Origin of the sequence: Pseudomonas prosekii (assembly GCF_900105155.1) — a bacterium.
GTDB classification, from domain to species: Bacteria; Pseudomonadota; Gammaproteobacteria; order Pseudomonadales; family Pseudomonadaceae; genus Aquipseudomonas; species Aquipseudomonas prosekii.
The window spans coordinates 3,244,006-3,262,662 of the sequence record NZ_LT629762.1 but is presented as its reverse complement, the minus strand read 5'-3'; the positions used below and the strand labels follow the sequence as shown (position 1 = coordinate 3,262,662).

Below are 18,657 nucleotides of genomic sequence, written 5' to 3'. Positions count from 1 at the left end.
TTCACGCGCAACAATTTGTCGAAGTGCCAAGGGCACCTCAAAGGTCGACTAACACGAAGGACTGGACCGGCATCGTCGGCGAAAACGTTGAGTTTAGCGGACAAACTCAAAGCTTCTGCCGGGAACCCATACAACCTGTCGCCCGATAAAAGGGCTCACAGGCGTGGCCGCCAGTAAAACGGACCAGTATCCTAGCACCCTCTCGCCCGCTGACGCTAAGAACAAGCAGGCAGCCCCAAAGGTTTAAAAACGTATGAATGCTCTAGCCCGCCGCGCCGCAGGCCTGCTGCTCAGCACAGTTTGTCTGCCCCTCTCGGCCCTGGCTGCCGATCCACAACCCACTCATGAATTCACCCTCGACAACGGCTTGAAGGTCGTCGTGCGCGAAGACCATCGTGCGCCGGTGGTGGTGTCCCAAGTCTGGTACAAGGTCGGCTCAAGCTATGAAACGCCGGGCCAGACCGGTTTGTCCCACGCGCTGGAACACATGATGTTCAAGGGCAGCGACAAAGTCGGCCCCGGCGAAGCGTCGCTGATCCTGCGCGACCTCGGTGCCGAAGAAAACGCCTTCACCAGCGATGACTTCACCGCGTACTACCAGGTCCTGGCCCGCGACCGCCTCGGCGTGGCGTTCGAACTGGAAGCCGACCGCATGGCCAATCTGCGCTTGCCGGCCGACGAATTCAGCCGCGAGATCGAGGTTATTAAAGAAGAACGTCGCTTGCGCACCGACGACAAGCCAATGGCCAAGGCTTACGAACGCTTCAAAGCCATGGCTTACCCGGCCAGCGGCTATCACACGCCGACCATCGGCTGGATGGCTGACCTTGACCGCATGAAGGTCGAAGAGCTGCGCCACTGGTATCAATCCTGGTACGTGCCGAACAACGCCACGCTGGTGGTAGTCGGCGACGTCACCCCGGACGAAGTGAAAACCCTCGCCCAGCGCTATTTCGGCCCGATCGCCAAGCGCGACGTTCCGCCAGCGAAAATTCCGCTGGAACTCGCCGAGCCCGGCGAACGCTTGATGACCTTGCACGTGCAGACTCAGTTGCCGAGCCTGATGCTCGCCTTCAACGTGCCGAGCATCGCCACCGCCGAGGACAAACGTTCGGTCAACGCCTTGCGCCTGATCTCGGCGCTGCTGGATGGCGGCTACAGCGGTCGCATCCCGACACAACTGGAGCGCGGCGAGGAGCTGGTGTCCGGCGGTTCGTCGAGCTACGACGCCTACACCCGCGGCGACAGCCTGTTCACGTTGTCGGCGACGCCGAACACGCAAATGAACAAAACCATTGCGCAAGCCGAGGCCGGGTTGTGGAAGTTGCTCGATCAACTGAAAACTACCGCGCCGTCCGCTGCAGAACTGGAACGCGTGCGCGCCCAAGTGATTGCCGGTCTGGTCTACGAGCGTGATTCGATTACCAGCCAGGCCACCGCTATCGGCCAACTGGAAACCGTCGGCCTGTCGTGGAAATTGATGGACACCGAACTCGCCGATCTCGAAAGCGTGACCCCGGAAGACATCCAGAAAGCCGCCAAGCTGTATTTCACCCGCGAACGTCTCAGCGTCGCCCATGTACTGCCAGAGGAGACGACTCATGAGTGAGCGTAAAAAACCGCGCCTGGCGCTGATCGGGCTGATACTCGTTGCGTTGATCGGCTCGGCCACCGTTTACCTGTTGCGCCCCGACGAGTCGACCGCCAGCGAAGCGCTCGACAACGCCAAGTCCAGCCAGAAATTGCAGTCGCTGGCCGAACTCGACGGCAAGGCCCCGAGCCACCGTAACCTCGACGTGCAGAACTGGACCACCGCCGAAGGCGCGAAAGTGCTGTTCGTTGAAGCGCGCGAACTGCCGATGTTCGACATGCGCCTGATCTTCGCTGCCGGCAGCAGCCAGGACGGCGATGCGCCGGGCCTCGCGATGCTGACCAATGCCATGCTCAACGAAGGCGTGGCCGGCAAAGACGTCGGCGCCATCGCGCAGGGCTTTGAAGGCCTCGGCGCGGATTTCGGCAACGGTGCCTACAAGGACATGGCCGTGGCGTCGTTGCGCAGTTTGAGCGCAGCGGACAAACGTGAACCTGCCCTGAAGCTGTTCTCGGAAGTGGTCGGCAAACCGACCTTCCCTGCCGACTCGTTCGCGCGGATCAAAAACCAACTGCTCGCCGGTTTCGAATACCAGAAGCAGAACCCCGGCAAACTCGCCGGCATCGAGTTGATGAAGCGCCTGTATGGCGACCACCCGTACGCCAGCTCCAGCGACGGCACGGCGAAAACCATTCCGGCGATCACCCTCGCCCAGCTGCGCGCGTTCCATGAGAAAGCCTACGCTGGCGGCAACGTGGTGATTGCGCTGGTCGGCGATCTTTCGCGCGCCGAGGCCGAAGCGATTGCCGCGCAAGTCTCCAGCACCCTGCCAAAAGGCCCGGCGCTGGCGAAGATTGCGCAGCCGACCGAACCCAAGGCGAGCATCGGTCACATCGAGTTTCCGTCGAAGCAGACCAATTTGATGCTCGCGCAATTGGGCATCGACCGTGATGACCCGGACTACGCGGCACTGTCGCTGGGCAACCAGATCCTCGGTGGCGGCGGTTTCGGCACGCGCCTGATGAGCGAAGTGCGCGAGAAGCGCGGTCTGGCCTACGGCGTGTATTCGGGTTTCAGCCCGATGCAGGCGCGCGGCCCGTTCATGATCAATTTGCAGACGCGCGCGGAAATGAGCGAAGGCACCTTGAAACTGGTGCAAGACGTGCTCGCCGACTACCTTAAAACCGGTCCGACGCAAAAAGAACTCGACGACGCCAAGCGTGAACTGGCCGGCAGCTTCCCGCTGTCCACTGCCAGCAACGCCGATATCGTCGGCCAGCTCGGCGCCATGGGTTTCTACAATTTGCCGCTGAGTTATCTGGAAGACTTCATGCAACAGTCCCAGAGCCTGACCGTCGAGCAAGTCAAAACTGCACTGAACAAACACTTGAGCACGGACAAAATGGTCATCGTCAGCGCTGGCCCGACCGTGCCGCAAAAGCCGTTACCGGCCCCATCTGATAAACCTGCCGAGCAGCCGCTCGGGGTTCCGGAGCATTAATGGCCAGTCCATCGCGTCCAAAAAAACCTGTTCACAACGTGCATAACGGCGTGAATCAATTGCGCATCATTGGTGGCGAATGGGGCAGCCGCAAGCTCAGCTTCCCCGACGCGCCGGGCCTGCGTCCGACCCCGGACCGGGTGCGTGAAACCCTGTTCAACTGGCTCGCGCCATACATCGCCGGGGCCAAGGTGCTGGATCCGTTCGCCGGCAGCGGCGCGTTGTTCCTCGAAGCGCTGTCGCGCGGCGCGGCCATGGGCCAGGCGCTGGACGCCAGCAACATCGCGGTTTCGAGCATCAAGGAACACTTGGGCACCCTGCGCTGCACCACCGGCCAGGTGCAAACCGCCGATGCCTTGCGCTACCTGGAAACCCAAACTGCAACCGCGTATGACGTGGTGTTCCTCGACCCGCCGTTCAATCAGGACTTGTTGCCGGGTGTGTGCGCCTTGCTCGAAGAGCGCCAATGGCTGGCCGATGACGCGTGGGTCTACACCGAAAGCGAAAACGCCCCGTCGTCGCTGGGCTTGCCGGGCAACTGGCGCCTGCACCGCGAGCAGAAATCCGGTCGCGTGTATTACGCGCTGTGGCAGCGTAGCGCGCCGGCTAACTGAGCTGTCCAAACCGAGCCCGTTATTCGCCAGGCATGAAAGTGCCTGGCGCGTGCGGTACATAGTTACCGCACGCGTTGCCCTCCGGTTCTCCACAGTGGTTTAGCCAATTTCGGCAAACCACTGGGATGAACACGGATGAACATCTTATGCAGCAGGATGCTGCTTTTTGCCTGGCTACTGCCCTTCTCGGCCCTCGCCGAACCCGCGCAATCCGCGCTATCCACCGTACAACCCACGCATGAATTCACCCTGAGCAACGGCTTGAGAGTCGTCGTGCGCGAAGACCATCGCGCGCCGGTGGTGACCTCGCAGCTCTGGTTCAAGGTCGGTTCCGCCGACGAACCACCGGGCCAGTCCGGCCTGTCTCACGCGCTCGAACACATGCTCTTCAAGGGCAGCAGCAAACTCTGCGCGGGCGAAGCATCGAGCATTTTCGACACGCTGGGCATTGCGCAAAACGCCTTCACCGACAAAGACGTCACCACTTATTACCAAACCCTGCTGCCGCACCAACTGGGCGTTTCCTTTGAAGTGCTGGCGGACATGATGTCGACCGCACACTTGCGCGCCGAGGATTTCGTCCCGGAACTGGCGGTCATTCAGGCTGAACGCCGTCTACGCGTCGACGATGATTTCAACGCCACCGCGCAACATCATCTCAACAGCCTCGCCTACCCGGCCAGCAGCTATGGCGCGCCGATCATCGGCTGGATGCACGACCTGCAACGCATGAATGCCGCCGAACTGCGCGACTGGTATCAGGCACGTTATGCGCCGGGGAACGCGACGTTGGTGATCGTCGGAGACGTAACGCTGGAACGGGTAAAACCGCTGGTCGAACGCTATTTCGGCGTGCTGCCGGCCAAACCTTTTGTCACCACCCGAACCGTCCTCGAACTCGCCGAACCGGGCGAACGCAGGATCATCCTGCATCAGCCGATTGCCGCACCACGGCTGCTAATGGCGTTCAACGTACCGAGCTTTGGCACCGCGCAAAACCAGCGAACCGTGCATGCGCTGACCCTGCTCAGCACCCTGCTGGCTGGTTCCGACAGTTCGCGTGTGCGCAAACGCCTGCAATTCGGCGAACGGCTGTTTTCGGCGACTACCTCCGAATACAACGCGCTGTTTCGCGGCGACAGCCTCTTTACTCTCGACGCCGAACTTCACACTCGGCAAACCATAAGCCTCGACGAGGCGGAAAAACGCATCTGGCAGTTACTCGACGAATTCAAGACAAACCCTCCCGGCGCAGAAGAACTGGAACGCGCGCGCACGCAATTGATCGCCAAACGGCTTTACGGCCGCGACGCCATCGAGGATCAGGCTGACCGTTTGGGTTCCTTCGAAAGCATCGGCGTGTCGTGGCGTGAAATGGACGACGAGGTCAATCAACTGAAACAGGTGACGCCCGAAGATATCCAGCAAGCCGCCGCGACCTATTTCACCCGGCAACGCCTGAGCACCGCCCACGTCCTCGTTGGAGCACAACCATGAATACGTTCACCGTAACGGCGCTGGGTTTGCTGTTGCTCAATTGCCTGGCTGTCGCGCCAGTGTTTGCCTCCGACCAACCCGCCTCTTCGCGTCTGCAATCGCTGGCAGAACTGGACCAGCAACCGATCGCCACGCGCAACCTGAACATCCACGGCTGAAAATCCCCTGCCGGCGGCAAAGTGCTGTTTATCCGCACCCCGGAACTGCCGATCCTCGACGTACATGTCAGCTTCGCCGCCGGCAGCGCGCAGGACGGCGAACACCCGGGGCTCGCTGCAGCAGCCTTCAACTCGATCAACCAAGGTGTCGCGGGCAAAGACCTGCCGGCGATCCTCGAAAGTTTTGATGGCTTGGGCGCGAAGCTCGACATGAACATCCACTACGACCGCGCTTCGCTGTCACTGCGCAGCCTCGCCGCCGACGACAAACGCGAACCGGCGCTGCAATTGTTTACGCAGATGCTCGGCCAGCCAGTGGTCAGCGAAAAATCCCTCGCTCGGGTGAAAACCCAGATAACCGAGTTGCTCAAAGTCCAACAGCAGAACCCCGACCTGCAAATCCATCAGGCCCTCAAAGAGGCACTGCTGGCCGGTCACCCTTATGCACAACCGGTGTTTGGCACGGCGGAAAGTCTCGGCAAATTGTCGATTGCCCAGGTTCAGGCCTTTCATCGTCAGGCCTACAGCGCGGCGAATGTGCTGATCACGCTGGTCGGCGACCTGACGCTGGAGCAGGCGCAGACGATCAGTTTGCAGATCATCAATGCCTTGCCGGCAAATGCGCTCGTGATGCCGGCGACGCCGCTTCCACAGCCAATCGAAACCGCCGCCACGCGGCATATCGAGCGTGCGTCGAACCAGACGCACATCGTTCTCGGCCAACTGAGTGTGCCGCGCCAGCACCCGGATTACGCAGCGCTGCGGGTGGCGCATGCAATCTTCGGCGGGCAGCGTGTCAGCTCCCGATTGATGACCGAACTGCGTGAAAAACGTGGCCTCACCTACACCGCGCAACTCAAGTCACCGCCGCTGCACGCAGCCGGTCTGGCGGTGATCGAATTCAACACGCAGCCGCAGTACCGCGACGGCACGGTGGCGTTGGTCAAAGAGCTTTATCGCGAGTTCCTGGTGCAAGGTCCGACGCAGCAGGAACTGGATGATGCAAAGGGTTATTTGCGCAGCAACAGTGCGCTGACCAGCGCCAGCAACACGCACATCCTGTCGCGTCTGGTCGAGATCAATGAGCGCGACTTGCCGCTGGATCTGGACTATTCGACTTTGCAGGCTCGCGATCTGACCCTCGCTGAAATCAAAGCGGCGCTGAACCGCCATGTTGATCCCGGCAAATGGTCGGTGGTGACCGTCGGCCCGAGCGTCGCGCAGTTGCCTTTGCCAGCCCCGGCAGAGGTTGCGCCGCAGAGTATGTGTCGCGCCGACACCGCGACTGTGGCAAGTTAAGCGCCATGAATACAGGCTGTAGGGCAGCGCGTTTCCGCCCTGCCGCCGACTGTTTTACCTTGCAGAGAACCAACTTGTACCAGCCTGACGAACGTTTCACCCCGGCCTTCGGCCTGAGCAATCCGCACTTGCAAACCTTGTGGGGCCCGCTATGGCGCAAAACCACGCATATCCAGCGAGATCGCGAACGCCTGTGGCTGGAGGACGGCGACTTCCTCGACCTCGACTGGCACGGCCCGCACAGCGCCGACGCACCGTTGGTTCTGGTGTTGCACGGGTTGACCGGCTCATCCAATTCGCCCTACGTCGCCGGCCTGCAAAAAGTCCTGGCGGCGCAGGGTTGGGCCAGCGTCGCGCTGAACTGGCGCGGCTGCTCGGGCGAGCCGAACCTGTTGCCGCGCAGCTACCATTCCGGTGCCAGTGAAGACCTCGCCGAAGCGATCAAACACCTGAAAGCCAAACGCCCGCTCGCGCCGTTATACGCGGTCGGCTATTCGCTGGGCGGCAATGTGTTGCTCAAATACTTGGGCGAAACCGGCAGCGACAGCGGCGTGCGCGGCGCCGTCGCAGTGTCGGTGCCGTTTCGCCTCGATCAGTGCGCCGACCGGATCGGCAAAGGATTTTCCAAGGTGTATCAGGCGCACTTCATGCGCGAGATGGTCGCCTACATCAAGAACAAGCAGCGTCAGTTTCAGCATGACGGGCGCGAGGATGGATTGGCGGCACTGGCCGCGCTGGGTTCGCTGGAGAACATGCGCACGTTCTGGGATTTCGACGGCCGGATCACCGCGCCGCTGCATGGTTTTGTCGATGCCGACGATTACTATCGCCGCGCCTCGAGCCGCTATTTCCTCGGCGAAATTCGCACGCCGACGCTGATCATCCAGGCGGCTGACGACCCGTTTGTGTTCCCCCACAGCTTGCCGCTCGCAGAGGAATTGTCGGCGTCAACGCAATTCGAGTTGCAGCCAAAGGGTGGGCACGTCGGCTTCGTCGACGGATCGCTGCGCCAGCCGGGCTACTACCTCGAACGGCGCATCCCGCAATGGCTGACTGCCGCACATCGCCAATAGTCCAAGCCCGACACGAAACCCAATGTAGGAGTGAGCCTGCTGGCGATAGCGCCGGGTCAGTCAACATTTGTGCTGAATGACCTACCGCGATCGCGAGCAGGCTCGCTCCTACAGGGGATCGGATCATTCGCCGGTGGCGATGCCCCGCGCGGGCTGATTGATCCATTCGCTCCACGACCCGGCGTACAACGCCGCCAACGGATAACCCGCCAGGCACAACGCGAACAAATTGTGGCAAGCCGTCACGCCCGAGCCGCAATACGCGACCAACTCTGTTGGTGAACGATCGCCGAGTTTTGCGGCGAAACGCTGCTTGAGTTGCTCGGCCGGCAGGAAACGTCCATCGCTGCCAAGGTTGTCGGTGAACGCCGCGCACTGCGCGCCGGGAATGTGCCCGGCGATCGGGTCGATCGGTTCCACTTCACCCTTGAAACGCGGCAAGGCGCGGGCATCGAGCAAGGTCAGTTGAGGTTGGCCGAGACGTTGCTGGAGTTGTTCGGCGCTGAGCAGCAACGCTTCATCCGGCGTGCCGCTGAACGTGCCACGGACAATCGACGGCGCGTCCAGACTCAGCGGCAGCCCCGCCGCGTGCCAGGCCTTGAGCCCGCCATCGAGAATAAACACGCCGTCGCGTTTGCCCAGCCACGCCAGCAACCACCAGGCCCGCGCGGCGAAAGCACCGAGGCCGTCGTCATACAAAACCACGTCGCTGTCGGCGTTGACGCCCCAGGCTTGCAGACGCTCGATAAAGTCTTCGGTTGCCGGCAACGGGTGGCGCCCGGTGACGCCGCGGCTCACTGGTCCGCTGAGATCACGCTCAAGATCGGCGAAACTCGAACCGGCGATGTGCCCTTCGGCATAACTGCGCTGACCGTAGTCCGGGTCTTCGAGGGCAAAACGACAATCCAGGATCACCAGCCCAGGCTGCTCCTTTTTCAGGTCCAACGCTTGCGGGCTGATCAGTTGCGCAATGGGCATAACGGGCTCCTGTGCTTGAGTCGATGGCTGATCCTACTGCACTTCTTCCAGAGCCTGGGCGAGTGGCACGTAAAACTCTTCAAACAGCGTGTTGACCTCGTGCCGCGCCTCATCGGTAACAAACCCGGCTTCGAGCACCAGCACCTGATACACGCCGCGTTTGATCGCCTGCTCGCTCAAGTGGTTGGAGTTTTCGCGCGTGGTGCACAGGAAACGCACCCACGAGGTGAGGATGATCCAGGCATTGATGGTCAGGGATTCAATCTGCACGCGGTCCATTTTGAGGATCCCGGCCTCGACAAACCCTTGGTAAATCGCCGAGCCCTGAATCACGCAGCGCTGGGAAAAACGCCGGTAACGCGCGGCCAGATCCGGGTCGCTCTCGAGCAAATGTTCGAGGTCGCGGTGCAGGAACCGATAACGCCACATCGCCGACAGCAGCTCTTTGAGGTAATAGCGCTTGTCTTCAACCGTGGCACCTCGCCCCTGCGGCGGACGCAAAAAGCTGTCCACCAGGGTTTCATACTCACTGAACAGCACCGCGATAATCGCCTGCTTGTTCGGGAAGTGGTAGTACAGGTTGCCCGGGGAAATTTCCATGTGGGCGGCAATGTGGTTGGTGCTGATGCTGCGCTCACCCTGCTGATTGAACAGCTCCAAGCTGTTCTGCACGATGCGCTCGCTGGTTTTGATCCTGGGGGCCATGGCTTGAGCTTTAATTCAGAGTGCGGTGACGCGCATCTTACGGCCTATCCGTAAACGGATAAAACAAAGCTGCGTCAGGAAGTCGTTTGACTTTCTAGAGCTTAGACTCTAAAAAGCCTCTTATCAGAATAAAAATCCGGAGCCTTCCATGACTGCCGACATCGCTTATTTGCAGAACTTACAGCAGCCGTTGGAAGAGCTCCAGACCTTGTTTAATTCACAGCGCGCCGCGTACGCCGCCAACCCGATGCCGCCCGCCGCCCAGCGCCAGCAATGGCTCAAGGCACTACGCGACTTGTTGAGCGATGAGCGCCAGGCGTTGATCGAGGCGATCAGCAAGGATTTCAGCCATCGCAGCGCCGATGAAACCCTGCTCGCCGAACTGATGCCGAGCCTGCACGGCATTCACTACGCCAGCCAGCACCTCAAGGGCTGGATGAAAGCCTCGCGGCGCAAAGTCGGCCTCGCATTTCAACCGGCCTCGGCCAAAGTGGTTTATCAGCCATTGGGCGTGGTCGGCGTGATCGTGCCGTGGAATTATCCGCTGTACCTGGCCATCGGGCCGTTGGTGGGCGCGTTGTCGGCGGGTAATCGGGTGATGCTCAAACTCAGCGAATCGACCCCGGCCACCGGCTTGCTGCTCAAAGCGTTACTGGCGCGGATCTTCCCTGAAGACCTGGTGTGCGTGGTCCTCGGCGAAGCGGACATCGGCGTCGCGTTCTCGCGGCTGCGCTTCGATCATTTGTTGTTTACCGGCGCCACCAGCATCGGCAAACACGTGATGCGCGCGGCGGCGGAAAACCTCACGCCGGTGACTCTGGAACTGGGCGGCAAATCCCCCGCCATCGTCTCCCGCGACGTGCCGCTCAAGGACGCCGCCGAGCGCATCGCGTTCGGCAAGACTCTCAACGCCGGGCAAACCTGTGTCGCGCCCGATTACGTGCTGGTCCCCGAGGACCGCGTCGGCTCGTTCGTCGAAGCCTATCGCCAGGCGGTTCGCGGGTTTTATCCGACACTCGCCGACAACCCGGACTACACCGCGATCATCAATGACCGACAACTGGCGCGGCTCAACGGTTATGTCAGCGATGCCACCAGCAAGGGCGCATTGCTGATTCCGTTGTTCGAGCAAGGTCAGGGCCGGCGCATGGCCCACAGTCTGCTGCTGAATGTCAGCGATGAGATGACCGTGATGCAGGACGAAATCTTCGGCCCGCTGCTGCCGATCGTGCCGTACACCGACCTCGATCAGGCGTTTGCCTACATCAATCAGCGACCTCGGCCACTGGCGCTGTACTACTTCGGCTACGACAAACGCGAACAACAACGCGTGCTCCACGAGACTCATTCCGGCGGCGTGTGCCTCAACGACACGTTGCTGCATGTTGCTCAGGACGACATGCCGTTCGGCGGCATCGGCGCGTCGGGGATGGGCCATTACCACGGCCACGAAGGTTTCCTGACGTTCAGCAAAGCCAAAGGTGTGCTGATCAAACAACGCTTCAACGCGGCGAAGCTGATCTATCCGCCGTATGGCAAATCGATTCAGAAACTGATTCAGAAGCTGTTTATCCGCTAACGCTGCAGACCGTCGGGTAATAACAATAATGCGCCCTAGCCTGTCCGATTCCCCCGCGCTGTCCCGCCGCGACTTGCTCAAATTCAGCCTCGGCGCCAGTGCTTTTCTGGCCACTGCCGGACTCGGCGCCAGCCTTAGCGGCTGTTCGTCGAGCGTTGCTGCGGACGGTTTCGCCACGCTGCGCAGGAGCGATCTGCTGTTTCTGCGCGCGTTGATTCCGGTGATGCTCGACGGCGCCGTGGCGGTCGAGAACCTGCCGAGCGCCGTCGATGGCACGTTGCAAAATCTGGATAACAGCCTTGATCACCTGTCGCCGGAAATGCTCAAGCTGACTCGCCAGCTGTTCGATGTGCTCGGCATGACCGTGACCCGTGGGCCGCTGACCGGGGTTTGGGGCAGTTGGGAAAATGCCTCGGCGCAGGCGATTCGGCATTTCCTCGAGCGCTGGGAAAACAGCTCGTTGAACCTGCTGCGCATGGGCCACAGCTCGTTGCTGCAACTGGTAATGATGGCGTGGTACAGCCGCAAGGAGTCGTGGGCGCATTGCGGGTATCCGGGGCCGCCGACGGTTTGAAAATTGTGTCGCCCCCATCGCGAGCAAGCTCGCTCCCACAGGGGTGTGGGTTGCTAATCAGGTTGTGTTAACACAGCAATTCCAATGTGGAAGCGAGCTTGCTCGCGATGACGTCCGCCGCCTCACCACACAATCCAAAATAAAAAGAGAAGCCGAACATGCCCGTACCCGATCCGTTTCGCGAAGGCCTGGCCCGTGGCTGGAAAACCTATAAAGGCGCGCAACTGGCCGGCGACCTGACGCTGGAAGCGGACGTGGCAATCATCGGCAGCGGCGCCGGCGGCGGCACCACCGCAGAAATCCTCAGCGCCGCTGGCTATAAAGTGTTGCTGATCGAAGAAGGCCCGCTGCGCACCAGCAGCGATTTCAAGATGCTCGAAGACCAGTCCTACGCCAGCCTGTATCAGGAAGGCATCGGCCGCATGAGCAAGGACGGCGCGATCACCATCCTCCAGGGTCGCGCAGTCGGCGGCACCACGCTGATCAACTGGACATCAAGCTTCCGCACCCCGCAGCCGACCCTCGAACACTGGGCGCGCGAACACCAGGTCAAAGGTCACAGCCCCGCCGAAATGGCGCCGTGGTTCGAGAAAATGGAACAGCGCCTCGGCGTCGCCCCGTGGCTAGTCCCGCCCAACGCCAACAACGATGTGATCCGCAAAGGTTGCGAGCAACTCGGCTATAGCTGGCACGTGATCCCGCGCAATGTGCGCGGCTGCTGGAACCTCGGTTATTGCGGCATGGGTTGCCCGACCAACGCCAAGCAATCAATGCTGGTGACGACAATCCCGGCGACCCTGGAAAACGGCGGCGAGCTGCTGTACCTGGCGCGCGCCGAGAAGTTGTCGATCAACAACGGCAAGGTCACTGGCCTCGAATGCGCGGCGATGGATGAGCGCTGCGTCGCGCCCACCGGGCGCACCATCACGGTCAAGGCGCGGCATTACGTGCTGGCCGGCGGCGGGATCAATAGCCCGGCGCTGCTGCTGCGTTCCGAGGCGCCGGACCCGCACGAGCGGCTCGGCAAACGCACGTTTTTGCACTTGGTGAATATGTCGGCCGGGCTGTTCGATGAGGTGATCAACCCGTTTTACGGCGCGCCGCAGTCAATCTATACCGACCACTTTCAATGGCAGGACGGCACCACCGGCAAAATGTCTTACAAGCTCGAAGTGCCGCCGCTGCAACCGGCATTGGCGGCGACTTTGCTTGGCGGCTTCGGCCAGGAAAATTCGCAACACATGGAGAACCTGCCGCACACCCACGCCATGCTCGCCTTGCTGCGCGACGGCTTTCACCCGGACAGCGTCGGCGGCAGCGTCGAATTGCGCGGCGACGGCACGCCAGTGCTCGACTATCAGGTCTCGCCCTACACCTGGGACGGTTTGCGCCGGGCGTTTCACAGCATGGCCGAGATCCAGTTCGCCGGTGGCGCGAAAGCGGTGATGCCGATGCACGCCGATGCGCGCTACGTGAAAACGTTTGCCGAGGCGCGCAGTTTGATCGACGGCTTGAGCCTTGAGTTGTACCGCACACGCCTCGGCAGCGCGCACGTGATGGGCGGTTGCGCGATGGGCGAAGACCCCAAATACGCGGTAACCGACAGTCTTGGCCGCCATCATCAGCTCGGCAATCTGTCGATCCACGATGGCTCGCTGTTCCCCACCAGCATTGGCGCGAACCCGCAATTGTCGGTCTACGGCCTGACCGCGCAACTGGCCACAGCGCTGGCCGAACGCCTGAAAAACCCGTGAAAAAACCAAAGTTGGCCGTCGTCTATAGTGCTTTCTTACTGAACAGGCGGCTTTCCCGACCGGGAAGGCTGCGATACCATCCGAGTCCCCAACGGACTCCCGCCAGGACGACGCGATGAACCGAGTGTTGTACCCAGGTACCTTCGACCCTATTACCAAGGGCCATGGCGACTTGGTCGAACGCGCCTCGCGCCTGTTCGATCACGTGATCATTGCCGTCGCCGCCAGCCCGAAGAAAAACCCGTTGTTTCCCCTGGAACAGCGTGTGGAGCTGGCCCGCGAGGTCACTAAACATCTGCCCAACGTTGAAGTCGTCGGCTTCTCGACGCTGCTCGCGCACTTTGCCAAAGAGAAGAACGCCAACGTGTTCCTGCGTGGTTTGCGTGCGGTTTCGGACTTCGAGTACGAATTTCAGCTGGCCAACATGAACCGCCAATTGGCGCCGGATGTGGAAAGTCTGTTTCTCACGCCTTCGGAGCGTTATTCGTTCATTTCCTCGACGCTGGTGCGTGAAATTGCAGCGCTGGGCGGCGACATCACCAAGTTTGTCCACCCTGCGGTGGCCGACGCCCTCACCGAACGCTTCAAGAAGTAACGACCGCTCAAGCGGCGCCCGCGTGCACTGCGGGCGCCAATGCGGCACAATTGCGCGCATTGGTTTATTGCGCCCGGGCCTGCCGCCCCGGCTGGAGTTAGCATGTCCCTGATCATCACCGACGATTGCATCAATTGCGACGTCTGCGAACCCGAGTGCCCGAACGCCGCCATTTCCCAGGGCGAAGAAATCTATGTCATCGACCCGAACCTGTGCACGCAGTGCGTCGGCCACTATGACGAGCCACAGTGCCAGCAAGTCTGCCCGGTGGATTGCATCCCGCTGGATGAAGCGCATCCGGAGACTGAAGAACAGTTGATGGCGAAATATCGGGTGATTACCGGTAAGGCTTGAGGCTTTTGGCGTCTGTCAGGGCGCCTTCGCGGGCAAGCCTCGCTCCCACATGGACCGCGCTATACCTGTGGGAGCGAGCTTGCTCGCGATGAGGCCATCCGCCACACCTGAAATCCAACTGCCTTCACTCGCGCTGCTCGAACCCTTCCCCGATACACCCCAGGCACCTGACAAACGCCGCTCTCGCCGGATCGACCACCAACGCCTGCCCCGCATCCCCCACGCCGCCGCCCAGCGCGGTAAATGGCAGCGACACCACAAACACCCCCGCGCCTATCACCGTCGCCGCGACCAGCAAGGGTCGGGCGATCAGCAAGTCGCCGATCATGGCAAACGCCGGAGGGTTCTGGATGGTGTAGCGCGGGTCGCCGCTGCCGTGTTCAGCCGCCAGCGCGGGCGGGCCGACGCTCAGCAGCAGGGCAACGACAAAGGTGCGAAACGAAATCATGGCACGGTCCTTCGGCTAGGCAGTGAGAACACTGACTATAGACCGTCGGGCGAATCAGCTCTGGCAGCGCGGGCAAAACACGCTGGCGCGCTGGCCGAGCTTCACCTCGCGCAGCAGCGTGCCGCAAACTTTGCACGGCTCGCTGCCGCGCCCGTAAGCAAACAATTCCTGCTGAAAATAACCCGGCTGACCGTCGCCGCCGATAAAGTCGCGCAACGTCGTGCCGCCACGTTCGATGGCGTGGGCGAGGATGCGTTTGATCTCGATTGCCAGTTTCAGATAACGCGCACGGGAAATGCTCTTGGCTTCGCGACGCGGATCGATGCCGGCAGCGAACAACGCTTCCGTCGCGTAAATATTGCCGACGCCGACCACCACCGCGTTGTCCATGATGAACGGCTTGACCGCCATCGAGCGCCCGCGCGATTGCTGGAACAGACGCTCGCCGTCGAACAGCTCGGTCAACGGCTCCGGGCCCAGGCGAATCAGTAATTCGTGGTTGAGCGGGTCGAGGCTCCAGAGCATCGCGCCAAACCGGCGCGGGTCGGTGTAGCGCAGGGCCAGGCCGGATTCGAGTTCGATGTCGACGTGCTCATGCTTGGCGGCCGGCGAGCCGACTTCCACCAGACGCAAATTACCCGACATGCCCAAATGGCTGATCAACGTGCCGACTTCGGCGTTGATCAACAGGTATTTGGCGCGGCGCTCCACCAGCACGATGCGCTGGCCAGACAGGCGCACGTCGAGGTCTTCGGGGATCGGCCAGCGCAGCCGTCGATCACGCACGATCACCCGGCTGACGCGCTGGCCTTCGAGGTGCGGGGCGATGCCGCGGCGGGTGGTTTCGACTTCCGGCAATTCAGGCATGGGGCTCTCGGATCAGACGCTTTTGAGCAAAAATGCTGCGCCTCAGTGATGAGCACCGAGGTCGCGAATGGTTTGCTTGAGGGTTTCGAAATCGTAGTCCGAGAGCCCGACGTAATCGAGCACCAGCGGGCCGATGCTGTTCCATTCGTGGTCTTCGTTCTGGTTGCCCAGCACCCGGTACGACGCGCAAATGTGCTCGGCCATTTTCAGGATCGCCAGCAGGTTTTTCAGTTGCGTGTTGCGCGCCGACTCGTCGCTGAAAATCGCCAGCGCATTGTGGTGATTGGCGATGGCGGCGGTGATGTGTTCCGGCAGGCGCCAGGATTTGGCGGTGTAGTACCCGACCACGGCGTGGTTGGTGTTGAACACGCGGTTTTCGGTGTCGACCACCCGGCACTCAGGGCTCGCGTTGGCGTAGGCCTCTTCCAGGGTTTTCATGTATTCGGGGAAACGCTTGAGCATCAGCGGCACGCCGCAATCGTGGAACAGGCCCAGCGCATACGCCTCGTCGCCGGCCTGCGAGCCAATGCGTTTGGCCAGCGTCAGGCAGGTCATCGCCACATCTTGCGCGGTGTCCCAGAAGCGGTTGAGCGTGACGATGGTGTCGTCGTTCATCTCGCCTTTGATCGATTGCGCGTTGATCAGGTTGATGATCGAACGGCTGCCCAGCAGGTTCACCGCACGCTGGATCGAGGCGATCTTGTTGCTCAAGCCGTAATACGGCGAGTTGACGATTTTCAGCAACGCCCCGGAGAGGCCCGGGTCCTGGGCGATCAACTTAGCGATCACTTCCAGGTCCGGATCGGGCATGTACTGCTCCATCTGCAGATCCACCATGATCTGCGGCTGGGCCGGCACGCTGATCCCTTGCAGGGACTGTTGGATCTGTTCGGACGTCAGCTCTTGGGACATAAGTACACACTCTTGGACAGGCGGGGATTCTAACCTTTAAAAACCACCACCCGACACACCGGTGGGCACATCGTCGGAACTTTCATTTGCGATAAGGCTTCGGAGTTTGTAATGCCGGCGAGGCGATTGCGCTTCGGCCAGCGACAAATTCCCACTCAAGTCAGGAGCTTATCCAATGTCCAATTCCCTGAATGGCAAGCGCGTCGCGATTCTGGTCACCGACGGTTTCGAGCAAGTCGAACTGACCGGACCCAAGCAGGCGCTGGAGCAGGCGGGCGCCAAAGTGGACATCCTCTCGGCCGAGGAAGGCCAGGTCAAAGGCTGGAACCACGACAAACCGGCGGACGATTTCAAGGTTGATCTGACCTTCAAGGCTGCCCATATCGAGCAATACGATGCCGTGGTGCTGCCCGGCGGCGTGCAAAATTCCGACACAATTCGTATTGATCAAGATGCCCAGCACTTGGTCAAGACCGGTGCCTCGGCGGGCAAGCCAATCGCAGTGATTTGCCACGGTGGCTGGCTGCTGATCTCGGCCGGGCTGGTCAATGGCAAAACCATGACCAGTTTCAAAACCCTCAAGGACGATTTGGTCAATGCCGGCGCGCATTGGGTTGATCAGGAAGTGGTCAAGGACGGCAACCTGATCAGCAGCCGCCAGCCGGATGACATCCCGGCGTTCAACCGCGAGTTGATCGGCGCGCTGTCGGCGTAACATCCTGAATCGCTTTCGCGGGCAAGCCTCGCTCCTACCTTTGGAATGCATTTCCCTGTAGGGGTGAGATTGGCCCGCGAAAGCGTCATCAGCGTTTCATCGCTACCCGGCCACCCGCCTGGCACAACACGCTATACTCCCGCTCTTTTTTCCGGAGCGACGTCATGTCCCTGCCTAGCCTGCGCCTCAAAGCCAACGCCGACCGTCGCCTGCGAAACGGCCACTTGTGGGTCTACAGCAACGAAATCGATGTAGCCGCGACTCCTTTGCACGGCTTCAAGGCCGGCGATCAGGCGATCCTCGAAGCTGCCGGCGGCAAGCCGCTGGGCATCGTCGCCATGAGCCCGAACAACCTGATCTGTGCGCGCCTGCTGTCGCGCGACATCAAGTTGCCGCTGGACAAATCGCTGCTGGTGCACCGCATCAACGTCGCGTTGTCGCTGCGCGATCGCCTGTTCGACAAGCCGTTCTATCGTCTGGTCTACGGTGATTCCGACCTGTTGCCGGGCCTGGTAGTCGACCGTTTCGGCGACATCCTCGTGGTGCAAATCGCTTCGGCGACCATGGAAGCGCATAAAGAAGACGTGATCGCCGCGTTGACCCAAGTGCTCAAGCCAAGCGGCATTCTGTTCAAGAACGATTCCGCCGCGCGCGACGCCGAAGGCCTCAACCGCTACGTCGAAACCGTGTTCGGCCTGGTGCCGGAATGGGTTGCCTTGGAAGAGAACGGCGTGAAGTTCGAAGCGCCGGTCATTCAGGGCCAGAAAACCGGCTGGTTCTACGACCACCGCATGAACCGCGCGCGCCTGGCACCGTATGTCAAAGGCAAACGCGTCCTCGACCTCTATAGCTACATCGGTGGCTGGGGCGTGCAGGCTGCCGCTTTCGGCGCCAACGAAGTGTTCTGCGTCGATGCATCGGCCTTCGCCCTCGACGGCGTCGAGCGCAACGCTGCGCTGAACGGCTTTGCCGAGAAAATGACCTGCATCGAAGGCGACGTGTTCGAAGCCCTGAAAGAGCTGAAGGCCAGCGAAGAACGTTTCGACGTGATCGTTGCCGATCCGCCGGCCTTCATCAAACGCAAGAAAGACATGAAGAACGGCGAAGGCGCTTACCGTCGCCTGAACGAGCAAGCCATGCGCCTGCTGACCAAGGACGGCATCCTCGTCAGCGCTTCGTGCTCGATGCACCTGCCGGAAGATGACCTGCAGAACATCCTGCTGACCAGCGCCCGTCACCTGGATCGCAACATCCAGATGCTCGAACGTGGCGGTCAGGGCCCGGACCACCCGGTTCACCCAGCCATCGCCGAAACCCGCTACATCAAAAGCATCACCTGTCGTCTGCTGCCAAACAGCTGATTACGCCGGTTTGACGGGGGGCCAGCAGGCTCCCCGCTCATTCTCCGCCATCGAAATCCCCTTCCAGTTATCCTCTGCGTCT

Annotated in this window: 19 protein-coding genes; 14 read left to right on the top strand and 5 right to left on the bottom strand. The window is 61.1% G+C overall.

Annotated features, from left to right (window positions below; genetic code table 11):
• Positions 1-253 precede the first annotated feature (253 nt).
• The 7 genes from BLU01_RS14740 to BLU01_RS14715 all read left to right on the top strand — a co-directional run bounded on the left by BLU01_RS14740 (position 254) and on the right by BLU01_RS14715 (position 7,733).
• Positions 254-1,609: a M16 family metallopeptidase gene (locus BLU01_RS14740; protein WP_092276739.1), complete on the top strand. Its 1,356-nt coding sequence runs from the start codon at positions 254-256 to the stop codon at positions 1,607-1,609.
• Positions 1,602-3,092, top strand: a complete 1,491-nt coding sequence (locus BLU01_RS14735; protein ID WP_092276736.1) for a M16 family metallopeptidase — start codon at positions 1,602-1,604, stop codon at positions 3,090-3,092. The genes BLU01_RS14740 and BLU01_RS14735 overlap by 8 nt, the downstream gene beginning before the upstream one ends.
• Positions 3,092-3,706 carry a 16S rRNA (guanine(966)-N(2))-methyltransferase RsmD gene (gene rsmD, locus BLU01_RS14730; RefSeq protein ID WP_092276733.1) on the top strand — a complete coding sequence of 205 codons (615 nt, stop codon included), beginning with the start codon at positions 3,092-3,094 and terminating at the stop codon, positions 3,704-3,706. Before BLU01_RS14735 ends, rsmD begins: the two co-directional genes overlap by 1 nt.
• Before the next feature lie 135 nt (positions 3,707-3,841).
• On the top strand, positions 3,842-5,203 hold the full coding sequence (locus BLU01_RS14725) for a M16 family metallopeptidase (protein WP_092276730.1): 1,362 nt from the start codon (positions 3,842-3,844) through the stop codon (positions 5,201-5,203).
• The gene (locus BLU01_RS28000; protein WP_231987087.1) at positions 5,200-5,361 is read left to right on the top strand and encodes a hypothetical protein; all 162 of its coding nucleotides are present in this window, start codon (positions 5,200-5,202) and stop codon (positions 5,359-5,361) included. Before BLU01_RS14725 ends, BLU01_RS28000 begins: the two co-directional genes overlap by 4 nt.
• A gap of 21 nt (positions 5,362-5,382) precedes the next feature.
• Complete coding sequence (locus tag BLU01_RS14720; protein ID WP_231987086.1) at positions 5,383-6,660, top strand: M16 family metallopeptidase; 1,278 nt, start codon at positions 5,383-5,385, stop codon at positions 6,658-6,660.
• Positions 6,661-6,734: 74 nt separating this feature from the next.
• Positions 6,735-7,733 carry a hydrolase gene (locus tag BLU01_RS14715; RefSeq protein WP_092276726.1) on the top strand — a complete coding sequence of 333 codons (999 nt, stop codon included), beginning with the start codon at positions 6,735-6,737 and terminating at the stop codon, positions 7,731-7,733.
• A gap of 123 nt (positions 7,734-7,856) precedes the next feature.
• On the opposite strand, the gene BLU01_RS14710 is transcribed toward BLU01_RS14715, so the two are convergent.
• Positions 7,857-8,711, bottom strand: a complete 855-nt coding sequence (locus BLU01_RS14710; RefSeq protein WP_092276723.1) for a sulfurtransferase — start codon at positions 8,709-8,711, stop codon at positions 7,857-7,859.
• A 33-nt stretch (positions 8,712-8,744) separates the two neighbouring features.
• On the bottom strand, positions 8,745-9,416 hold the full coding sequence (locus BLU01_RS14705; protein WP_092276720.1) for a TetR/AcrR family transcriptional regulator: 672 nt from the start codon (positions 9,414-9,416) through the stop codon (positions 8,745-8,747).
• Positions 9,417-9,564: 148 nt separating this feature from the next.
• On the opposite strand from BLU01_RS14705, the gene BLU01_RS14700 reads away from it, so the two are divergent.
• From BLU01_RS14700 to BLU01_RS14680, 5 genes are all read left to right on the top strand, one after another.
• Positions 9,565-10,995, top strand: coding sequence for a coniferyl aldehyde dehydrogenase (locus BLU01_RS14700; protein WP_092276717.1), 1,431 nt, complete (start codon positions 9,565-9,567; stop codon positions 10,993-10,995).
• A gap of 28 nt (positions 10,996-11,023) precedes the next feature.
• The gene (locus tag BLU01_RS14695; RefSeq protein WP_092276714.1) at positions 11,024-11,569 is read left to right on the top strand and encodes a twin-arginine translocation pathway signal protein; all 546 of its coding nucleotides are present in this window, start codon (positions 11,024-11,026) and stop codon (positions 11,567-11,569) included.
• Between the two features lie 158 nt (positions 11,570-11,727).
• Positions 11,728-13,323: a GMC family oxidoreductase gene (locus tag BLU01_RS14690; protein ID WP_092276711.1), complete on the top strand. Its 1,596-nt coding sequence runs from the start codon at positions 11,728-11,730 to the stop codon at positions 13,321-13,323.
• Between the two features lie 115 nt (positions 13,324-13,438).
• Positions 13,439-13,918, top strand: coding sequence for a pantetheine-phosphate adenylyltransferase (coaD, locus tag BLU01_RS14685; RefSeq protein WP_045059801.1), 480 nt, complete (start codon positions 13,439-13,441; stop codon positions 13,916-13,918).
• 102 nt (positions 13,919-14,020) lie between these two features.
• On the top strand, positions 14,021-14,272 hold the full coding sequence (locus BLU01_RS14680) for a YfhL family 4Fe-4S dicluster ferredoxin (RefSeq protein WP_048722619.1): 252 nt from the start codon (positions 14,021-14,023) through the stop codon (positions 14,270-14,272).
• A 124-nt stretch (positions 14,273-14,396) separates the two neighbouring features.
• On the opposite strand, the gene BLU01_RS14675 is transcribed toward BLU01_RS14680, so the two are convergent.
• Genes BLU01_RS14675 through BLU01_RS14665 form a run of 3 tightly spaced genes read right to left on the bottom strand, consistent with a single transcriptional unit; the run spans position 14,397 to position 16,445 of the window.
• Positions 14,397-14,720, bottom strand: coding sequence for a multidrug transporter (locus tag BLU01_RS14675; RefSeq protein ID WP_092276708.1), 324 nt, complete (start codon positions 14,718-14,720; stop codon positions 14,397-14,399).
• 54 nt (positions 14,721-14,774) lie between these two features.
• Entirely contained in the window at positions 14,775-15,587 is an 813-nt protein-coding gene (gene mutM / locus BLU01_RS14670) for a bifunctional DNA-formamidopyrimidine glycosylase/DNA-(apurinic or apyrimidinic site) lyase (protein ID WP_092276705.1), read from the bottom strand.
• Positions 15,588-15,629: 42 nt separating this feature from the next.
• Positions 15,630-16,445 (bottom strand): HDOD domain-containing protein, encoded by an 816-nt coding sequence (locus BLU01_RS14665; protein ID WP_167370473.1) that lies wholly within the window; start codon positions 16,443-16,445, stop codon positions 15,630-15,632.
• Positions 16,446-16,674: 229 nt separating this feature from the next.
• Between BLU01_RS14665 and BLU01_RS14660 the strand changes: the two genes are divergently transcribed.
• Positions 16,675-17,214: a type 1 glutamine amidotransferase domain-containing protein gene (locus tag BLU01_RS14660; RefSeq protein WP_092276699.1), complete on the top strand. Its 540-nt coding sequence runs from the start codon at positions 16,675-16,677 to the stop codon at positions 17,212-17,214.
• Between the two features lie 164 nt (positions 17,215-17,378).
• On the top strand, positions 17,379-18,575 hold the full coding sequence (locus BLU01_RS14655; RefSeq protein WP_092276696.1) for a class I SAM-dependent rRNA methyltransferase: 1,197 nt from the start codon (positions 17,379-17,381) through the stop codon (positions 18,573-18,575).
• Positions 18,576-18,657: the final 82 nt, after the last annotated feature.